Genomic DNA, 21,099 nt, shown 5'->3' on the forward strand with positions numbered 1-21,099 from the left:
CGCGATGACCTTGAGTAGCATGTCTGATTGCATTGTTTGGAGAATTGATTATCTTCGTGGAGTCAGCACGCCAGCAAACTATAAGCGCGATAACTTCAAGCTCCGCCGGTCTCTGGGTGACAAATTACACTATGGAGTTGTGGAGCGATCTGCAACTCCATTTACTTTTATTGTAGTAGAGACAAGGTTTCTTTTATCTTCTTCTTGTCTCCAGTGGCAATCGCAATGGCTTTGCCCCTATACACCACGTAGCACATCTTAATTCGCCCTTCCTCAAAGTCCGTTCTTCTTCGAGAGATATACATTGAGAGGTCATTGATGCGTAATATTTGACCGTATCCGCACCTCTCTATCTGGGAATGAGCGCAGAATGGTACGAGCAACCCGCTTGTTGTCCTCTAGGTCTACAGGATCTACGGTGTCGCTAATCTTAAATCGATCGCCAAACTCCTCCGCCACTGCACTCCGATAGGTGCCTGGATCATTCTTGAGAGCCTCCTCTATCGCCTTTTCTACGTAGAGGCAACTAGGCAGTCCCTAGCCCGATTGGAGAGGTGTCTACGCACCCACCCTTCACGCCCCTGGAGGTATGAAAGGAGCACTTGGTGCAACTCGAAGTCGTCGGGCTTCTTGGCATTGAGGTGGATGTTTGCTTGTGTGATGATGTCGATCTCCTTGCGCTGACGAACTTGCCCCCTGAGACGTTGTAGCCGAGCGCCTCGAGGGTGAGGATCATATAGTAGTGCTATTCAGACTATGATCTCCCCCCTGAAGAGGTATGGTGGGTAAGCTATGAGTAGCCCCTCGCGTAACAGCCTCTGTATCAAATGTACTAGCAGTCATGCCGAGTAGTCTGATGCGCTCTCGGTAGGAACACTCTCATCACCTATGTAAGGTGACGGTGACGCTCTTTATAGGAGCGCTGATGCGCTCTCGGTAAGAACGTATTCATCACCTTACATAGGTGATGACGATGCTCTTTATAGGAGTGTAGATGACCTCCCACAATGAGCTTATAGGCGAGGCTGATAGGCTGAGTGTGGTGAATAGATCTAGTGTGGCGGATATGTCTCAGTCTAAGGGTTGAGACTACTAGCTGAGAGTAGAAGGAGAGTGTGACTGTCCCCAGAGAGGGGTGAGCATATAACGACAGCGCCCCCGTAGACCTCATTGGTCTACGGGGGCGCTGTCGTCTGGCTACTCTCGCAGAGTGGGGAGGATGAGCGGATAGGCTACTCGGACTCCTCGTCCAGTAGGTGCTGGCTGTAGCCTACGAGGTGGCGAAGGTTCACAAGGAGCTCATCCGTCTCAATGAGGAGGTTGAGGTAGACGAGGGAGGCACGTAGATCCTCCTTACTGCTCTTGTGGGTACGCTTCATCTGCGTCTTGCGCATGTCCTTGACGATACTACGGAGTTCCTTACCCATAGACTTGGCCTTCTTTGCTTCCTCCATTCGTTCGCTGGCGATGAGGCGGTGCACCTGGGCGATATAGTCGATGACACGATCACGTATGGGGAGGAACTCGGAGCGGCACTGCTCGGGGATCGGATTGAAGTTGTTGTCCACGTGCTCGGCCCCGACCTCACTAGCTCGCTCTAGGGCATAGATCATCTGGAGGCAAGCGTTTGCTCCGAGATGGAACCACATGTTCTTCTCTAGTACATCCTCGTCATTGGACATACGCCTCAGCCCGATCGTCTCCTTGCGACGCATGGTCTTGAAGCGACGCTTGTGGCTATCTAGGTGGTGCTGGGTGCGACGGAGCTTACGTAGGTCTTCACTGAAGAGCCCTGTGGTCAGATCCATGTAGTCTGTGCTGACTTGGTCGAGGAGGGTAATCTGATTGAGACGTACGTGCTCAGAGAGTAGGCTCCACATCGCCTCGGGCTTCTCTGCATTGAGGATAGCGACGAAGAGTTCATCGTCACCATCATCCTTCTTGCGCTTGATCAGATGACTATTGAAGAGGAGGAAGAGAGCTAGGCCGATGAGAGCAACCATAGCGACGAAGCCCCCGAAGTTCATCGTCGCAGCGATGATGATCGCGATGATGAAGGCTGCACCAGCAGTGATGAACCAGCCCCCGATCACGGACATCACCCCAGTGAGACGCCCCACGGCGCTCTCACGTCCCCAGGCACGATCCGCTAGAGAGGACCCCATAGCGACCATGAAGGTGACATAGGTCGTCGAGAGAGGTAGCTTCATGGAGGTACCGACGGCGATGAGTAGCCCCGAGAGGACGAGGTTCACCGAGGCTCTCACGAGGTCAAAGGCAGCCCCCTGCTCGAGGGTGATCTCCTGCTTGTTGAAGCGACTATCGATCCAGGTGCGAGCTTGCTTAGGCACGGCACGCTCTAGGAAGTTCGCTATCGTGCTGCTCGTGCGTACGAGGCCTCGGGCGATACGAGAGGAGCCGAAGGTCTCCTCACCATCATCTTGGCGGGAGAGGTTCACGGAGGTCTTGATGACGTTCTGGGCACTCTTGGAGAAGAAGAGTGCGACGACCATGATGACTCCGGAGGCGAGGAGGAAATAATAGGGAGTCTCAGCTGGCCCCTTGTTGGCAGTCATCAGGTAGCTGTCGTAGGCGCCATTCCCATGGGCTGTGAAGTCCTGGTAGGAAGCAAGTCCCGTCAAAGGCACCCCGATGAAGTTCACCAAGTCGTTGCCCGCAAAGGCAAGCGATAGAGAGAGGGTACCTGCTAGGACGATGATCTTGAGGATATTCACCTTGCACCAATAGAGGAGCTGCATCACGATCGTCGAGATGATGAGGCAACCGATGACGAGCTCCTGGGTGTGCTCATTGATCCACTCCTTGTAGGCAAAAGTCGAGTCCCCTAGCCCCTTGATGAGCATGAAGTAGACGATGGCCGTGAGAGCTAGTCCCCCATAGATGCCAGCTAGGTAGGGTAGGTTCTTCTTGTAGTTGAAGGTGAAGAGCACGCGAGCAATCCACTGCACGAGTGATCCAAAGAAGAAGGCAATAGCTACGGAGAGGAAGATGGCGATGATGACCTGCAGCGCCTTGGAGGTATTCAGCAGGTCAAGGACCTGGATCGAGGGATCACCGACACTCTTGATCATCGCCATACAAAAGGCTGCGCCAAGGAGCTCGAAGACCATGGAGACGGTCGTGGAGGTCGGTAACCCGAGGGTATTGAATATGTTCAGTAGGATAATGTCCGTGACGACAGCTGTGAGGCAGATCGTCATCACCTCCTGGAAGGTGAAGTACGAGGGGTCATAGATGCCATAGCGAGCTATGTCCATCATCCCATTGCTCAGGGATGCACCGATGAAGATACCGACAGCTGCGACGGCAAGGACGACCTTGAAGGGGGCAGCCTTTGCTCCGATAGCAGAGTTTAGGAAGTTCACAGCATCGTTACTTACCCCCGCCACGAGGTCAAAGCAGGCGAGGATCAGTAAGAATACTAGGATGCAGATAAAGATGATTTCCATTACTGGGACAAATATGTTCTAGGGTTAGTTGGTGAGACGCATGACTAATCGAAGAGGGAACGAGGCTCATCACTAGCCTCCTGTACCAGAGGTGGAGTAGGAGCCTCGGTGGGCATAGCTTGAGTGCCCTGTAGGTGGGAGAGGAAGTCTTCCTCAGAGAGTAAGGTGATGCCTAGGGAGTTCGCCTTCTCGAGCTTGGCAGGCCCCATGTTGGCACCAGCTAGGACGAAGTCTGTCTTGCTGGAGATCGAGGAGGAGACCTTCCCCCCATAGGACTCGATCATAGCCTTATACTCCTCTCGAGAATGCTCGGTGAAGACACCACTGATGACAAAGGTACGCCCCGAGACGAATTCGTGTGAGGTGACCGGGCTAGGCTCCTCCTGAGCTGTACGTCGGAGTGGGAGTCCGAGCTCCTCTAGCTCAAGGATGAAGTGTCGGTTGGCCTCTAGTGCGAAGTAATCCACGAGGCTCTGAGCGATGACCTTACCAATATCGGGTATGGCAGTCAGCTCCTCGAGGGAGGCCTTGGCGAGCTCCTCTATACTCGGGTAGTGCTGTACTAAGGTTTTGGCAACGGTCTCGCCCACGAAGCGAATACCGAGCCCGAAGAGTAGCGCACTGAAGGGACGATCCTTGGAGGCAGTGATGCTCTCTAGGAGCTTCGTAGCACTACGCTCCTTGAAGCCCGGTAGGCTGAGTAGATCCTGTAGACTGAGACGATACAGATCCGCTATGTTGTGTACTAGGTCTTGCTCGAAGAGTAGAGATATGGTCTCCTCGCCCAGACGGATATCAGCGGCCTTTCGTCCGCAGAAGTGCTCCAGTCGTGCCATCTGCTGGGGAGGACAGGAGGCTTGGTTAGGACAATAGTAGGCAGCCTCACCCTCATTGCGGTGTAGAGGTGAGCTACAGGCAGGACACAGCGAGGGGAATATGATCGGCTCTGCGCCTGCGGGGCGCTCTTCCTTGGCAACGCCTACGATCTTGGGGATGATCTCCCCGCCCTTCTCGACGAATACCTGATCTCCGAGGTGTAGATCTAGCGAAGCGATAAAGTCGGCATTGTGCAGGGAAGCTCGGCGTACCGTGGTCCCCGAGAGGGGGACTGCATCTAGGTTGGCCACTGGGGTCACAGCTCCTGTCCGTCCGACCTGAAAGTCTACAGAGCGTAGAGTGGTCTTTGCCTGCTCAGCTTGGAACTTGTAGGCGATGGCCCAGCGAGGCGTCTTGGAGGTATAGCCTAGCTCCTCTTGCTCTGCGATAGAGTCTACCTTGAGTACTACGCCATCTGTCGCCACGGGAGCAGAGTGACGTGCCTCGTCCCAGTAATCGAGGAAGTGATGGACCTCCGAGAGTGTGTGACAGAGCTCGATCGCATGGGAGACCTTGAGCCCCCAAGCCCGGCACTGCATTAGTCGCTCGTAGTGGCTATCTGGCATCTCTGTTTGTGCGGGGACATAGTAGAAGAAGGCATCTAACCTACGGGATGCTACGATAGCAGGATCCAGCTGCTTGAGTGTGCCACTGGCAGCATTACGTGGGTTCGCGAAGAGAGGGAGCCCAGCCGCACTACGCTCCATATTGATCCGATCAAACTCTGCGAAGGGGAGGAGTATCTCACCACGTACCTCCAGCTCACGAGGATAGCCCTCTCCCTGCAGGTGTAGAGGAATAGAGCGAATGGTACGGACATTGGCTGTCACGTCGTCGCCCATCTGACCGTCCCCTCGGGTGACAGCACGTACGAGGATCCCCTCCTCATAGATGAGGGATATGGATAGACCGTCATACTTCAGCTCGGCAGCTATGACGAAGTCCTTCCCCCCCAAGTCCTTCTTTACTCGCTCGTAGAAGCTATCGACCTCGGCATAGCTATAGGTATTGCCTAGGGAGAGCATGGGATAGCGATGTGCTACCTGTACAAAGCCCTCGGTGCGGTCTGCCCCGACACGCTGGGTCGGGGAGTCGGGGGTGATGAGCTCGGGGTGTTGGGCTTCTAGAGCCTCTAGCTCCTTGAGCAGGTGGTCAAAGTCATAGTCCGAGATGGTAGGGGCGGATAGGACATAATAGGCATGATTGTGCCGATTGATCTCCTCTCGGAGCGCTTTGATGCGTTGGTCTATTCGTTCCATTTCTGATAGTAGTAGAGATCCTGATAGTCCCCTCTGGCCCACTGCCAGCGGGCTAGGGTGGCTGTATGTCTGAAGCCGAGGGAGAGAAGCAAGCCCAGCGAAGGTGTGTTGTAGGCTAGTGACTCAGCGTAGATCTGCTGGCAACGTAGCCGCTCGAAGGCATAGCGGCACACTAGTCTAATTCCCCGAGAGGCATAGCCCATGCGCCTATGCTCAGGAGCGATGTATATCCCGAGCCCCACACGGCAGTGTAGGGGAGTATAGCCGTAGAGTACCAGATGTCCTAGGGGGGTAGGGATAGAGCCATCCCAGAGCTCCATCATGAGTCCCATCGTCCCCGTCTCTAGGATATGCTGCGAGGAGGTGGTGATATAGCCCTGTAGGAAGTCTTTGGAGAGGGGATTGATGGTATTGCTTGAGAGCCATCCTTCGGTATCATTCTCCCAGGTCTCTAGCTGAGGCAAATCCTCCAGAGAGAGGGCTCTCAGGCGGAGATCTTCGTGCTCTAGTAGATGTGCCATAGCGGGTGAGAGATGGTCAGAAGCGAAGGGATTGGTCGAAGTCCGTACGGGTAAGGATGGATCTACCTAAGGTCACCTCGTCCGTATACTCGATCTCATCCCCGATAGCGATCCCTCGAGCGATCACCGAGATCTTCACTCCGAGAGGCTTGAGGCGGCGATAGATGAAGAAGTTCGTAGTATCACCCTCCATCGTGGTGCCTAGGGCTAGGATGACCTCCTTCACGATGCCAGAGTGGACACGCTCGACGAGCTCGTCGATGAGTAGCTCCTCTGGCCCTATCCCATCTATGGGAGATATGACTCCACCGAGGACATGATAGAGGCCACGATACTGTCCTGTATTCTCGATTGCCAAGACATCCCCTACATGCTGTACGACACAGACCGTAGAGGCGTCACGACTTGGATTAGCACAGATGCTGCAGAGCTCGGTATCGCTGATGTTGTGACACTGACGACAGTAGATGATCCCATCTCGCATCTCCACTAGGGCTTGGGCAAACGTGTGCGTATCACCCTCGGGGCGAGAGAGCAGATGTAGTGCTAGGCGTAGGGCACTCTTGCGCCCAATGCCGGGGAGTGTAGCTAGCTGCTCGACAGCTCGCTCTACGAGCTTGGATGGATAAGAGATCATCTCTATGTATGGCTCTTAGTCGTAAAGCTAAGAAGCCCATAGAGAGTAAAGACCCAGGTACGATCGCTGATCGTCACTACTCAGGGGCTGTCTCTCTATGGGCTTCCTAGTCAAGTCTATTCATCCAAGGTCTCGATCTCGTTGCCCTCCTTGTCGAGGAACTTGTAGTCGAGGAATCCGAGACTTTGGTTGGGAGTTACACGGATCCCTCGTGCTATCTGTAGCTTCCATCTACGTGCGATGGATACGAGGAACCCCTTAGTGAGGTAGGCGGCTACGTAGGGATGTACATGTACATTCACGTAGGAGAGGCCTAGTCGATGGACTAGATCCTTGAGCTTTTCTTCCAGTTGGTCGGTGAAGAGTACAGAACCCTTCATCTTCCCAGTGCCCATACAGGTTGGACAGGTCTCGTCTGTATTGATCTGCGTAGCGGGGCGTACTCGCTGTCGGGTGATCTGCATCACGCCGAACTTGCTTAGGGGGAGTATATTGTGCCTCGTGCGATCGGGCTCCATCAGCTTGACCATGTGCTCATAGAGGAGCTGACGATTCTTCTGGTCATGCATGTCGATGAAGTCTACGGCGATGATGCCACCCATATCTCTGAGTCGGAGCTGGCGAGCCAGCTCTTCGGCTGCGATAAGGTTCACATCGATAGCCGTACCCTCCTGCTCGTTATTCTTCCGCGACCTATTACCACTATTGACGTCTACGACGTACATGGCTTCGGTCTGCTCGATGATGAGATAGGCACCGCTCTTGCAGGTGACGGTACGTCCAAAGGAGGACTTGATCTGCTTCGTCACCCCCTTCTCGTCGAAGATGGGTAAGTTCCCTGTATAGAGGTGTACGATGTCTTCCCTCCCTGGTGCTATCTGAGCGACATACTCACGTATCTCCTCGAAATAGGCTTTGTCGTTGACCTGAATGCTTTGGAAGGAAGGGTTGAACGTATCTCGGAGTATCCCCAAGGCACGGCTGGACTCCTCATAGACAATCTTGGGAGCCTTGGTTATCTTGGGGAGCTTCTGTACACACTCCTCCCAGCGACGGAGTAGGCGACGGAGCTCTTGGTCCAGCTCTGAGGCCCGCTTGCCCTCAGCAGAGGTACGGATGATGACGCTGAAGTTCTTTGGCTTCATACTCAGCACCAGCTGCTTGAGACGGGTACGCTCCTCGTGAGACTCGATCTTGGTGCTGACCGAGACCTTGTCGGAGAAGGGTACTAGGACGAGGTTACGCCCTGCGATAGAGATCTCTGCTGATAGCCGAGGCCCTTTGGTGGATATAGGCTCCTTGACGACTTGTACGAGGACGTTCTGTCCCGCCTTGATGTAGTCGGCAATCTTGCCATCCTTGGGGAGGTCTGGGAAGTTCGGGATCTTGTGTAGGGCAGGCACGGCTTTTGTCTTCTCAATCTGCTCGAGGAAGCGTTGCTGAGCCTGATAGATCATCCCTAGATCAAGATAGTGGAGAAAAGCATCTTTCTTATAGCCTACATCGACGAACGCTGCGTTCAGCCCAGGCATGACCTTCTTCACACGTCCGAGGTATATGTCCCCGACGGCGAAGGCTAAGTCCCTGCGCTCACGCTGTAGCTCCACTAGCTTTTGGTCCTCTAGTAGAGCCATAGATATCTCCTTCGGGGAGACATCGACGATTAGTTCACTGGTCACTTAGCGTATAAATGATGTATCAATAGTAGGGGGTAGATGCTGCTTACCTAAAGCACACAAGGGGTAAGAGCTAGCTTATCACTTGCCCTAGACCCCTCATGTAAGACACTATTTCTTCTTCTTATGTCTATTCTTCTTGAGTCTCTTCTTACGCTTGTGCGTAGCCATCTTATGGCGCTTTCTTTTCTTTCCGCTTGGCATAGCTTTCTTTTGTTTGTTATATGATAGTTATCTGCGATTACTCCTCTACTTCACCTTCGAAGCGAAGAGCTTAGAAGGCTTGAAGGCAGGGATGCGACGCTTGGGGATGATGATCGTAGTCTTCTTGGAGATATTACGAGCCGTCTTCTCTGCGCGCTCCTTTATGATGAAGCTACCGAAGCCACGAAGGTAAACGTTCTCTCCACGAACCAGAGACTCTTTGACCGACTCCATGAATGCTTCTACCACAGCCAAGGTAGTCTCTTTGTCTACCCCTGTGTTCTTGGCGATGTCGCTCACCACTTCTGCTTTCGTCATAGATGATGATGAAATTATTTTAATTGGATGAATATCATTCTTTTGCTTTGCAAATATAGTGCAAATCTTTCAATCCGCCCATAGGGTTTCCTAATCTGAGACTGAGCCAACCTCCCATGAGAGAGGATCTGCCATGCGCTGTACTGAGGTGGAAAGCCTCAGCGATGACCCAGGCTCAGAAAAAAGGGAGCCCCCACCCAGAGCAGGTAGGAGCTCCCATCTATAGAGGATCTACTAGACTAGAAGCTGTAGGAGAGGCCGAGGCCAAGGACTTCACGGAACTGAACCTTAGGCCCTCTGAGGTTGCCTGCCTTATCTACGCTCTTGACGTTGTCGTCGTAGATAAGGTTGGTCGTGAGGGTCGTCGTGAGGAACTTGTTGATCTTGAAGGCAATCATCATATCCCAGTTTACGTCGATGTTGCCAAAGTCGGAGTTGTAGGCCGTGAAGAGGGTTAGCTTCGTTGAGAAGTCGATATTCTCGGCGAGCTTCTTCTTGTAGTTTGCCACGATAGAGGCACCGAGCTCGGCCAGGAGCCTCTTACCGGGCTTCACACCAAAGGCTCCTGCATCGGAGAGCTTCTTGTCTAGGACAAATGTCATCTTGCCCGTCACAGGGGAGAATAGGACGGAGAGGTTGTCATTGGGCTTATAGTCGGCACCGAGGGCGGCCGTGAAGTAGCCGGGAGCGAAGAGGGTAGAGATGTACTTGTCTCGGTTGCCAGCTACATTGGGGTTGGTGGAAGCATCATAGCCACGGGCGAACTGCGTGAGGAGGTCACCGAGGGCAGAGATGCTCCAGTGAGAGCTGATAAGGTGACCGACCTTGGTACTGAGGTTGAGCTTATCGACATTCTTGAGCCACTCATTACTGGTCGTATACGTCATTCCGAAGTCTGTCACTAGGGCGTTGTCCCAGCTCCACTTATCCTTCTTATAGTTGGCATTGACGTTGAGGTAGAGGTTCCATGCCACGGAGTTCTCTCCCCCAGCAGACCAGTTCACTAGGGCTGTCTGGGCTGTGTTGATACCTGTGATACCATTGACCTTCCAGTTGCTCTCGGGAGCGGAGGCCTCGGTCGTGTTGTCTTGAGCTTGGGCACCTGTAGCCACTGTGGCTAGGAGGGCTAGCGAGATAAAGATCTTCTTCATTACTGTCTTGTTACTTAGTTTCTATGACTTGAGTTGATGGTTGATTGCTTGATGGTGGCGTGGAGAGAGCCTTGCGGATCTTGGCCGTGAACTCATAGTTCTTCCATCCCCAGCGAGGGGCGAGGAGTAGCTCAGGGGGAGACTGAGAGACGAAGCGCTCTAGGACGATGTCCGGCCGGAGGCGATGGACGAAGTCCACACAGAGCTCGATGTACTCCTCCTCGGTGAATAGGTGGAAGTCCTCGGGGGTCTGGAGATATTCGCCTGCCATGAGCGTCCCACGGATGATCTGTAGCTGGTGGATCTTGAGCGTAGTGATGGGGAGCTCGGAGAGGCGATCTGCATGTAGGAGCATCTCCTGTCGGCTCTCACCTGGTAGACCTAGTATGATATGGGCTCCGACCATGATCCCTGCTTGGTGGGTGCGCCAGATAGTGGCGACGCTATCCTGCCAAGTGTGTCCACGCTGGATCCGCTCAAGCGTCTTGTCCCAGGTACTCTCCACCCCATACTCAATCAGTAGGAAGGTACGTCTGGAGAGCTCCCCGAGATAGTGGAGTAGAGGCTCTGGCATACAGTCTGGGCGTGTCCCGATGATTAGCCCCACAACGTCTGGATGTGATAGGGCTTCCTCATACTTGGCGATACAGTCTGCGACCTCTCCATAGGTGTTAGTGTATGACTGGAAGTAAGCGAGGTACTTCATCTCGGGATACTTCCTCCTAAAGAAGGATATGCCCTCATCGATCTGCTCCGTGATCGGTCGGAGCTTCGTCGCATAGTTGGGGCTGAAGCTCTTATTATTGCAGTAGGTACACCCGCCCTTTCCCCGAGATCCATCTCGGGTAGGACAAGAGAAGCCCGCTGTGAGGGTAATCTTTTGCACCTTCTGCCCGGGGAAATAGCGACAGAGAAAGGTGGAGAAGTCGATGTAAGGGGGACTATCAGCTCTGCTCATACACTTATCTAGCTCCCCTTAGCGAGCCCAATCGGCGAATAGATCCAGTCTAGGTGCTCGAAGTGCTCCATACGTCTGTGCTGGATATACTCCTCTGCATCTCTGTCAAGTGTGAGTGGTGTGAGCTCAGATTCTGTCCCTCTCAGTTCGTCCAAGATGAGGTGCTGTAGGTCGGTGATCGTACAGCCTGCTGGTAGGACAGGACGCAGATTGGTTACTCTGGAGCGTACGGACGGGACCCTCGAGCGGACTGTCGTATCGGGTGAGACTGTCAGAATTCGCTCGAGTACATCTAGGTCGGTGTCGAAGAGCAGACAGATATGATACAGTAGACGCCCTCGGGTCATCGCCTCTGCGGCTCCCCCGACCTTGAGGTCATTTAGTCTGAGATCTCCACGGGGGGAGCGCACGACCTCTACCCCTTGCTTGGCAAGTGCAGATTGGATAGGCTGAGGGCAAGCCGCAAGGTCAAACCCCACAGAGGCTTCCCCATTCTTGATCACAGAGAAGTTCAGATTGCCCTCATCATGGTATACAGTCCCCCCCCCTGAGGTGCGGCGTAGGAGTGCGATACCCTCTGTGCGGAGGTATTCGACATCCAGCTCCGCCTCGGGATGCTGATACCGCCCCATGAAGACAGAGGGCGTGTTGATCCAGAGGAGGTAGATCGTATCCAAGGAACGTAGCTGCCGATAGAGGTAGTCCTCTAGTGCTATGTTATAATAGGGATCTCGGGATGTACTGATGTAATAGTAAGCGCTTGTCATCTATTACCTAACCGAAAACGAGGGGAAATAGTTACGTTCTCTCCCCAGAGTGTCATTCTCTAGAGGACGAGCATAAAGCGAAGAGGCTCATCCTCCGCAGGCTTATGGGGAGGGTGAGCCTCTTCATTAGAGGAGATGACTAGGCATCAATGCGGGCATAGGTCGCATTAGCCTCGATGAACTCTCGGCGTGGCCCTACCTCGTCTCCCATTAGCATGGAGAAGATAGCATCGGCCTCGGCTGCATTCTCTATCGTGATCTTGCGTAGTGTACGGTTCTCTGGGTTCATTGTCGTCTCCCAGAGCTGCTCGTCATTCATCTCACCGAGACCCTTATAACGCTGCACGTGCACACGCTTTTCGTCTCCACCACCGACTCGGTCGATGAATGCCTGACGCTGCTGTTCGGTCCAGCAGTACTCCTTCTCCTTGCCCCTAGTACAGAGGTAGAGTGGGGGAGTAGCTATATATACGTAGCCGTTCTCGATGAGTGAACGCATGTTGCGGAAGAAGAAGGTGAGGATGAGCGTAGCGATGTGGCTACCATCGACATCAGCATCGGTCATGATGATGACCTTGTGGTAGCGAAGCTTGGCGAGGTTGAGCTCCTTGGCATCCTCCTCTGTACCGATCGTTACCCCTAGAGCAGTATAGATATTACGGATTTCTTCGCTCTCGAGCACCTTGTGCTGCATCGCCTTCTCTACGTTCAGGATCTTGCCTCGTAGGGGAAGGATAGCCTGAAACTCTCGGTCTCGTCCCTGCTTAGCTGTACCACCCGCTGAGTCACCCTCGACGAGGAAGAGTTCAGAGAGGGCAGGATCCTTGGAGGAGCAGTCGGCGAGTTTGCCTGGTAGTCCTCCGCCTGAGAGGGGGGACTTGCGCTGTACCATCTCACGAGCCTTGCGTGCTGCCTGGCGAGCCGTTGCCGCTAGGATGACCTTATCGACGATCGTCTTAGCCTCCTTGGGGTGCTCCTCCAGATAGATCTCGAGGGCTTCACTCACGGCGATGTCTACCGCACCCATGACCTCGTTGTTCCCGAGCTTGGTCTTGGTCTGACCCTCGAACTGTGGCTCAGCCACCTTGATGCTAATCACGGCAGTAAGCCCTTCGCGGAAGTCATCCCCGGTGATCTCCACCTTGACCTTGTCTAGGAGCTTGGAGTCGGTAGCATACTTCTTGAGGGTACGCGTCAGCCCACGGCGAAAGCCTGCTAGGTGCGTCCCACCCTCTATGGTGTTGATGTTATTGACGTAGCTGTAGATGTTCTCGTTGTACGAGGTATTGTAGGTCATCGCTACCTCTACGGGGATGCCCTGCTTCTCTGTGACGATATGGATCACGTCCTGGATGAGGTGCTCCTTGGATCGGTCGATGTACCGAGCGAATTCCTTGAGCCCCTCCTGGGAGTAGTAGACCTCAGTCAGAGGCTTCCCCTCAGCATCCCTCTCACGCTCGTCGATGAGCGAAAGCGTGATGCCTGCGTTGAGGAAGGCAAGCTCACGAAGCCGGTTGGAGAGGATCTTGGTCTGATACTCGGTGACGGAGAATATGCTATCATCGGGCTTGAAGATGATCGTCGTCCCAGTGCGGTCCGTCGTCCCGATGATCTGTAGGTCAGTCGTGGGGATACCCCGGCTGAACTCCTCTGTATAGATCTTCCCCTCACGATAGACGATGGCCTTGAGGTAGGTGGATAGGGCATTCACGCAGGATACCCCTACACCATGTAGCCCCCCAGAGACCTTGTATGAGCCCTTGTCAAACTTACCTCCAGCATGTAGGACGGTGAGCACGACCTCTAGGGCACTCTTCCCCTCCTTCTCATGAAGATCCACAGGGATACCTCGACCATTGTCTTGGACCTCGATCGAGTTATCTTCGTGGATGATGACTTTGATATTATCGCAGTAGCCTGCGAGGGCTTCGTCGATGGAGTTATCTACCACCTCATATACCAAGTGATGAAGTCCCTTCTCTCCGATGTCCCCGATGTACATGGCGGGGCGCTTGCGCACTGCTTCTAGTCCCTCTAGGACTTGAATGCTACTGGCGGAGTACTCCTTCTCACTTGCTTGGTCAAACAGCTCTTCGCTCATTGATTTCGTTGAATACTATTGTAATATCTACACAAAGATACGAAAAATAAGCACTTAGTGATCCTCCAGGCCCGCTCCCGTCTGAGAGCATGTGAGCTTCCCTCTCTCCTCCCTCCTCTTGTCTAGCTCATAGAAGTAAGAGTAGGCATATTGGCTCTTGAATAAGAGGGCTGTATGCATTGAGCTAACTAGAGAACTTATATCCTAAGGGCTAATCAGCCGAGGTGGAATGGGTGTAGAGCAATGCGCATGTATACATCCGTTTGGTAGTTACGATTACTTATACTATCTTTGCAGTGCAAAAGCGGAACGGTGTGGTAGTTCAGCTGGTTAGAATACCTGCCTGTCACGCAGGGGGTCGCGGGTTCGAGTCCCGTCCATACCGCTAGAGGGCTGTAGGTCATGTGATCTACATCCCTCTTCCTTTACCCAGATGATACCATTTCCAGTGGCGAGATCTCCCTTGCTCCTAGAGGGGCTTAATCAACTAAGACTACCCAATAGTGATCCAATAGAATAGGATGTAAGGGACTCGCCTCTATAAAGAGCTCAGCATACTCCTCACTGGATCACTTCCTTGAGGAACATATCCTCTGCAGGTACTAAAGCCCAAGGCCTCTCCTAAATTGTTTAGGAGAGGCCTTGGGATATTCCTGTCTGTACCCTATGAGGGGGGAAGTAGTCCTTGTTCCCCGTTCACTGCATGCCTATCGGTTCGTCAAGTGAACGTCTCAAGTCAAGGAGCTGTGAGTGAATAGACCTTAGACGGGTCAGCGTATTGCTTCTCAGCTCTACCTTGTCTCGGTGGCTCTTTAGCTCAGCACGGGCTCCGTCAATGGTCATCTTCTTCTCTCGAAGAAGGTGCTGTACCGCCATGATCCTCTGTATATCCTTCTCGGTATACTGACGAGTACCATTAGGGGTAGTGTTCGGGGCGATGTGAGGAAACACGGCCTCCCAGTAGCGGATGGTCGAGGCTTCCTCTCCGACTCGATCTGCCACCTCCTTGATGCGGTAATAGAGTCGCTTAGCCATGATTCTTTTGTTCTGTGTCTAATGGGCTGCTATGCCCAGGATTACTTTGCTGTGGGGATGTAAGTCTCTAGGAGCTTGCACCTGCCCTGCGGGGTGAGCCTGACGAGCTTATTCTCCGCTGGGACTAGGGCGCTCTGTCCCTGATGGAGTGAGACTTCATAGCCAGAGGCATCGTGTAGGATCACCTTACCCTCCATACAGATGTAGATCACGAAGCTATCTAATGTCGCCCAGTCTCGTGTCATGGGCTGATCTAGCTCTAGGAGGTTGGTCTCGAAGTAGCGACATGAGACGAGCTCTACAGCTGCGTCTACATGCGGAGTATAGGCCGTACGATAGTCATCCTGTAGACGATAGTCGATTGCATCCTTGGCGAGCTCTGTATGGAGCTCTCGCTTGTTCCCAGAGGCGTCCGTACGATCGTAGTCATAGATGCGGTAGGTGATGTTGGAGGTCTGCTGGATCTCCGCGATGAAGCAGCCCGCCCCAATCGCATGTACACGGCCAGCAGGGAGGAAGAAGACATCCCCTGGCTGTACCTCGTACTCAGCTAGTGCCTCTACGATCGTCCCCTCAGCCACACGACGTACATAGTCCTCGGGGGAGGACTGGAGGGCAAAGCCACTATAGAGCTTGGCTCCTGGTGCCGCATGGATCACGTACCACATCTCTGTCTTACCGAAGGAGTTGTGGCGCCTCATGCCTAACTCATCGTCTGGGTGTACCTGGATCGAGAGGTAGTCATGGGCATCAATGAACTTGATCAGCAGGGGGAAGCGGTGACCGAACCGCTCAAGCACACTCCTACCCACAAGCCGCTCTCCGTAGAGGTCAATGAGCTCATCTAGGCTCTTGCCCTCTAGGCTGCCTGTTGCCACAATCGAGTAGTTGTCGTCCACGTGGGATATTTCCCAACTCTCACCAATCTTTCTATCATCAGCCTCGAGCCCCTTGAAGGGACGTATGGCTTGCCCTCCCCAGAGAACCTCCTTGAGTAAAGGCATGAAGGTCAGGGGATATAGGTCTTTTCCCGTCATGCTGTATATGTCTGCAATGATTAAAATCTGTACAAAGATACATATAACTAAGCTAAGCTACACTAGACTCGGGATATTTATCCTGCATATATAAAGAGAGCTCGCCCTACAGGCCGAGACCTATAGGGCGAGCTTTTAACACTTGTGATAATCTCTAGTCGCTTACTTCAGCTTTTTGATGCTTTCGAAGCCCTCTCCATAGACGCCCTTCACGGCCCCTTGGGAGACGAAGGCCTTAGGGTCAATCTCCTCAATGATCCGTGAGATAGCCACAGAGTACTGCTTGCGTACGACTACGAGGAGGACCTTCTGAGACTGACCTGTGTAGCCCCCTGTGGCCTCCAGCACGGTACACCCACGACGTAGGCGAGATATGATCGCATCGTTGATCTCCTTGTATTTGGTGCTGAAGATCATGAACTGTATGGACTGCTTGTTATTGTTGGTATACCAGTCCATCGTCATCGCTAGGAGCACGACTTCGATGAAGGACATGACGAGCTTATCAAAGGCTGCTAGGGCATCGATCTTGATATCCGCAAGATAGACGTTGGCGATGTAGGAGAAGAGCACTATGGTGCCGTCCATGGCCACGAAGATACGCCCGAAGGACATATTCCGATACTTGCTGATGAGGGCTACGATGACGTCTGTCCCCCCTGAGCTCCCATTGACGGAGAAGATGAGCCCCAGCCCCAGCCCGCACATCATAGAGCCGAGGATGAGCGCTAGCAGAGGCTGATCCTTGAGGATTAGGAGGTGCCAGTATTCCTCTACCCTTGGATCAGGGATAGCCGTACGAGTAGCGATAGGGATGATGATCGCCAGAAGCCCGATGCCGATAAGGGTCTTGATGAAGAAGTTCTTATCGAGGAAGATGAAGGCGATGAAGAGGAGCGTGATGTTAATCACGTTGTAGGGGATATCGACCTTGATCCCGGTGATGATCGTGATGATGTTACAGATCCCCATGAGCCCCCCTGTGGTCACGCGCTGGGGGTAGATGAGGAAGCTGAAGCCGATCGTGTAGAGCATGACCCCGAGGAAGACACTGAGCAGGTCACGCCAGAAGTAGCGTGAGACGACCTGCCGCGAGAGCTCGTTCCCTAGGTCACGGAACTTCCCAGCTATGAAGCTAACTGGGTTGAATGTCTGTGCCATGAAAAGTATTGATTGTTATATACTGCTTTGGTTCCTTATAGGACGATATTGATGATGCGCCCTGGGACGACGATGACCTTCTTGGGTGTCTTACCCTCTAGCCAGCGCTGAGCCTCCTGGCTCTGTAGGACTAGAGCCTCAGCCTGCTCCTTCGTAGCTCCCGAGGGGATCTCGATGGTGAAGCGAGTCTTACCATTGAAGCTCACGGGGTACTTCACCTGATCCTCGATGAGGTAGGACTCATCATACTCGGGCCACGTCGCCCCGATGATGGTCGTCTGCTCCCCGAGGGCATGCCAGAGCTCCTCACTGATGTGGGGGGCAAAGGGAGCCAGGAGGATCAGTAGAGGCTGGAGTACCTCTCGGGTGGTTGTCTTGAGGCTCTGTAGTTCATTGATACAGATCATGAAGGCTGCCACAGAGGTGTTGAAGGAGAACTGCTCGATATCCTGTGTGACCTTCTTGATGAGCTTATGCAGGCTCTTGAGCTCTTCCTTGCTTGCGGGGCTGTCGGTGACGCGTAGTCCCTCTGGAGCATAGTAGAGTCCCCAGAGCTTCCTGAGGAAGCGGTGTACCCCATCGATACCGTTGGTGTCCCAGGGCTTGCTCTGCTCGATAGGGCCTAGGAACATCTCGTAGAGGCGAAGTGTGTCAGCACCATATCGCTCGACGATCATGTCGGGGTTCACTACGTTGTACATGGACTTGCTCATCTTCTCTACAGCCCAGCCACAGAGGTACTTCCCATCCTCTAGGATAAAGTCCGCCGTGGCATACTCTGGTCGCCAGGCTCTGAAGGCATCTAGGTCGAGGTAGTCATTGGATACGATATTCACATCCACATGGATGGGAGTCGTATCGTATGCATCCTTTAGCCCCAGAGAGACGAACGTGTTGGTGTCCTTAATTCGGTAGACAAAGTTGGATCGCCCCTGGATCATACCTTGGTTGATGAGCTTCTGGAAGGGCTCATCCTCTACGATGAGACCGAGGTCAAAGAGGAACTTGTTCCAGAAACGACTATAGATTAGATGCCCCGTGGCATGCTCCGCCCCACCTACATAGAGGTCTACATGACGCCAGTAGGCATCCTTCTCCTTGCTGACTAGAGCCTGGTCATTGTGCGGATCCATATAGCGCAGATAGTAGGCTGAGCTACCTGCGAAGCCTGGCATCGTACTGAGCTCGTAGGGGTATCCTTGAGCCGTGTGCCAGCCTTGGGCACGTCCTAGTGGGGGCTGTCCGTCTGATGTGGGGAGATACTTGTCTACCTCTGGCAGGCATAGTGGGAGCTCCTCATCTCGGAGGGTGTGTGCGATACCCTCGGAGTCGTAATAGATGGGGAAGGGCTCTCCCCAGTAGCGCTGGCGACTGAATATGGCGTCGCGCAGACGATAGTTCGTACGTACTCGTCCCAGCTGATGCTCGGAGATATGAGCCTTCATCTTAGCTATGGCCTCTTGTACAGATAGACCATTGAGTAGCCCAGAGTGTACGAGTGTGCCGCTCTTGCTGTCCTTGGACTCAGTCCAGCTAGAGGGATCGGATAGTTCCTCTCCCTCGGGGAGGACTACCTGTATGATGGGTAGATCGAAGTGTCGTGCAAAGGCAAAGTCTCGGCTATCGTGTGCCGGGACAGCCATGATCGCCCCGGTACCATAGCCCGCTAGGACATAGTCACTGATCCAGATGGGAATCGCCTCTCCCGTGATCGGGTTCTCGGCATATGAGCCTGAGAATACCCCTGAGACGCGGCGATCGGCCATACGATCACGCTCCGTACGTCGTCGGGTAGCCTGTAGGTATTCCTCTACAGCTGTAGCCTGCTCGGCTGTGGTGACCTCGGCGACATAGTCGCTCTCGGGGGCAAGAACCATGGAGGTGACCCCGTAGATCGTGTCGATACGTGTGGTGAAGACTGTGAGCTCTCCACGATAGTCCCCCTTGCTCGTCCGATCCCGGAGGATGGGGAAGCGTACCTCCGCTCCCTCACTACGTCCGATCCAGTTGCGCTGGGCTTCCTTGAGTGACTCGCTCCAAGCGATCCTATCGAGTCCCTCCAGTAGCCGTCCTGCATAGGCTGAGACACGTAGACACCACTGGCGCATCTTGCGCTGCTCCACAGGATGCCCACCACGGATACTGACCCCATCGCTGACCTCGTCATTGGCTAGGACGGTGCCTAGAGCCTCACACCAATTGACCATTGTCTCGCCGAGGTAGGCAAGGCGATAGTTCATGAGCACCTGTGCCTGGCGTACTCTATCCCAGCTCAGCCACTCCTGAGCCGTGAAGCTCAGGGCTTCGCCCTCGGCGACCTCCAGACCCTCTGTCCCTCGGTTCTCTAGGTGCTCGATGAGCTCGGTGATGGGGCGAGCCTGACCTACTCCATAATTATAATAGGAGTGGAAGAGGCGAATGAATACCCACTGTGTCCAGCGGTAGTACTCGGGGTCTGAGGTACGTACCTCACGTGACCAGTCAAAGCTGAAGCCGATACGATCGAGCTGCTCTCGGTAGCGTCGAATATTCTCCTCGGTCGTGATCTCCGGGTGTTGTCCTGTCTGGATAGCATACTGCTCCGCAGGCAGCCCAAAGGCATCATAGCCCATAGGATGGAGGACATTGAAGCCCTGAAGGCGCTTGTAGCGAGCAAAGATATCGGAGGCAATGTAGCCCAAGGGGTGTCCTACATGTAGCCCAGCCCCAGAGGGGTAGGGGAACATATCCAAGACGTAGTAGGGAGGACGACTCTGGTCCTCCGAGACTTGATACACATTCTGCTCTCGCCAGTAGGCTTGCCAACGAGCTTCGATAGCCCTAAAGTTATATTCCATCTATCAGCTTATGATCTTTGTTTTCAGTGTTGCAAAGGTACATTATTTGCGGGAAAAAGTGCCCTGCTTCGTGACCCTACCTTGGGGGCTGACATAGAAAAGGTTTAGGCTCGATGCGGAGGAGTCCAGTGATAGCTCCGAAGGGAGCATGGTAGGTCAAATAGGTAGGTGTAGCCCCAGCTGCACTGAAGGGCCTCATCCCGAGGGTGTCTTGTGTCTCCTAGGTCGGGCCCTACCGAGGGGGCGAAAGTGTGCATTCCGAGGGTACTCTTGTGCTCCTATAAAGGACGTCCTCATCACCTATGTAAGGTGACAGATGCGTTCTTACCGAGAGCGCTCATGCGCTCCTATAATGAGCGTTCTCGTCACCTATGTAAGGTGATGAGGGTGTTCTCACCGAGTGTATTCCCGAGCGCTTGGTATATCCCCCTTATAGCTCTCTTAATCTGTGATATATGATACTCCGAGTGGGATCCCATGGATCTCCGATACGACGCTCCTAACCGCTCCTCTATGCATGGGGCCGCTCTTCAATGAGGCAATACCGGTGGCTATAGTTCTAGCAACAATGTCAAAGGCTCTATCCCAGAGCGTGGCCTTGCCGTTATCCTCAATGGTAGTAAAGGCCGCTTCTGTGCTTAAAGTAAAGTGGGTAATAGCTTCGGTGTAGATAGTCAGGGTAATTTATAGTAGTAGAGGTAAGCAAATATATATCATAGAATAAGTGGTATCTATTCTCTTACTCATCTCTTACTCTAGTGGAGGGCGGTACGACTATCAAGGTCGGCAAAATGCAGACTCTTTCAGTGAAGCTATGACAAACACGGACTTATCGTATCTTTACGGAGCAGTCTCGGGGCTCAGCTCAGCTATGAGCGTAATGCTTATGGCGAGCTAGTTTGCTTCAGAGCCGGTGAAGCGGAAACGAATGCGAGCTTTACGAGCGAGCATCAGTATGAAAGTCTGGGCTTTGAGCTGGAGCGTCTCTTGCCAGGAGGCGTGAGTCAGAGCTTTGCCTATGACAACATCGGTCGTTTGGTCGATAGCAAGACCCGACGCTCGGCGGAGCAGTGACGCTCCCGCCACTACAG

14 protein-coding genes and 1 tRNA gene are annotated in these 21,099 nt (G+C 53.6%); 1 reads left to right on the top strand and 14 read right to left on the bottom strand.

Translation table 11 applies throughout. The annotated features are described in order from the left end of the window. Positions 1 to 1,232: 1,232 nt before the first annotated feature. The 10 genes from QZ170_RS00270 to gyrB form a co-directional block, all read right to left on the bottom strand. Positions 1,233 to 3,470 carry an inorganic phosphate transporter gene (locus tag QZ170_RS00270; protein WP_297175806.1) on the bottom strand — a complete coding sequence of 746 codons (2,238 nt, stop codon included), beginning with the start codon at positions 3,468 to 3,470 and terminating at the stop codon, positions 1,233 to 1,235. Positions 3,471 to 3,514: 44 nt separating this feature from the next. Beyond that, positions 3,515 to 5,605, bottom strand: coding sequence for an NAD-dependent DNA ligase LigA (gene ligA, locus QZ170_RS00275; RefSeq protein WP_297175807.1), 2,091 nt, complete (start codon positions 5,603 to 5,605; stop codon positions 3,515 to 3,517). Beyond that, entirely contained in the window at positions 5,593 to 6,126 is a 534-nt protein-coding gene (locus tag QZ170_RS00280) for a GNAT family protein (protein WP_297175808.1), read from the bottom strand. Before QZ170_RS00280 ends, ligA begins: the two co-directional genes overlap by 13 nt. 16 nt (positions 6,127 to 6,142) lie before the next feature. Continuing rightward, complete coding sequence (gene recR / locus QZ170_RS00285) at positions 6,143 to 6,763, bottom strand: recombination mediator RecR (RefSeq protein ID WP_297175809.1); 621 nt, start codon at positions 6,761 to 6,763, stop codon at positions 6,143 to 6,145. Between the two features lie 116 nt (positions 6,764 to 6,879). Continuing rightward, on the bottom strand, positions 6,880 to 8,442 hold the full coding sequence (locus QZ170_RS00290; protein ID WP_297175810.1) for an Rne/Rng family ribonuclease: 1,563 nt from the start codon (positions 8,440 to 8,442) through the stop codon (positions 6,880 to 6,882). A 246-nt stretch (positions 8,443 to 8,688) separates the two neighbouring features. Further along, positions 8,689 to 8,976, bottom strand: a complete 288-nt coding sequence (locus tag QZ170_RS00295; protein WP_297175861.1) for an HU family DNA-binding protein — start codon at positions 8,974 to 8,976, stop codon at positions 8,689 to 8,691. Between the two features lie 224 nt (positions 8,977 to 9,200). Beyond that, positions 9,201 to 10,112 (bottom strand): DUF3078 domain-containing protein, encoded by a 912-nt coding sequence (locus tag QZ170_RS00300; protein WP_297175811.1) that lies wholly within the window; start codon positions 10,110 to 10,112, stop codon positions 9,201 to 9,203. Positions 10,113 to 10,122: 10 nt separating this feature from the next. After that, positions 10,123 to 11,070: a TIGR01212 family radical SAM protein gene (locus QZ170_RS00305; RefSeq protein ID WP_297175812.1), complete on the bottom strand. Its 948-nt coding sequence runs from the start codon at positions 11,068 to 11,070 to the stop codon at positions 10,123 to 10,125. A gap of 8 nt (positions 11,071 to 11,078) precedes the next feature. Then, entirely contained in the window at positions 11,079 to 11,837 is a 759-nt protein-coding gene (locus tag QZ170_RS00310; RefSeq protein WP_297175813.1) for a lipoate--protein ligase family protein, read from the bottom strand. Positions 11,838 to 11,976: 139 nt separating this feature from the next. After that, positions 11,977 to 13,938, bottom strand: a complete 1,962-nt coding sequence (gene gyrB, locus QZ170_RS00315) for a DNA topoisomerase (ATP-hydrolyzing) subunit B (RefSeq protein WP_297175814.1) — start codon at positions 13,936 to 13,938, stop codon at positions 11,977 to 11,979. A 311-nt stretch (positions 13,939 to 14,249) separates the two neighbouring features. On the opposite strand from gyrB, the gene QZ170_RS00320 reads away from it, so the two are divergent. Beyond that, positions 14,250 to 14,323: transfer RNA gene (locus QZ170_RS00320), tRNA-Asp, on the top strand. Positions 14,324 to 14,634: 311 nt separating this feature from the next. Here QZ170_RS00320 and QZ170_RS00325 read toward each other — a convergent pair. From QZ170_RS00325 to leuS, 4 genes are all read right to left on the bottom strand, one after another. Continuing rightward, the gene (locus tag QZ170_RS00325; protein WP_297175815.1) at positions 14,635 to 14,973 is read right to left on the bottom strand and encodes a MerR family transcriptional regulator; all 339 of its coding nucleotides are present in this window, start codon (positions 14,971 to 14,973) and stop codon (positions 14,635 to 14,637) included. 41 nt (positions 14,974 to 15,014) lie between these two features. Continuing rightward, a complete protein-coding gene (locus QZ170_RS00330; protein WP_297175816.1) occupies positions 15,015 to 16,010 on the bottom strand; it encodes a type I phosphomannose isomerase catalytic subunit in 996 nt (331 codons plus the stop codon). Positions 16,011 to 16,172: 162 nt separating this feature from the next. Continuing rightward, on the bottom strand, positions 16,173 to 17,171 hold the full coding sequence (locus QZ170_RS00335; RefSeq protein ID WP_297175817.1) for a YitT family protein: 999 nt from the start codon (positions 17,169 to 17,171) through the stop codon (positions 16,173 to 16,175). A gap of 35 nt (positions 17,172 to 17,206) precedes the next feature. Then, entirely contained in the window at positions 17,207 to 20,008 is a 2,802-nt protein-coding gene (gene leuS / locus QZ170_RS00340; protein ID WP_297175818.1) for a leucine--tRNA ligase, read from the bottom strand. Positions 20,009 to 21,099 lie beyond the last annotated feature (1,091 nt).

It is taken from the genome of uncultured Porphyromonas sp. (assembly GCF_905372525.1).
GTDB lineage: Bacteria > Bacteroidota > Bacteroidia > Bacteroidales > Porphyromonadaceae > Porphyromonas.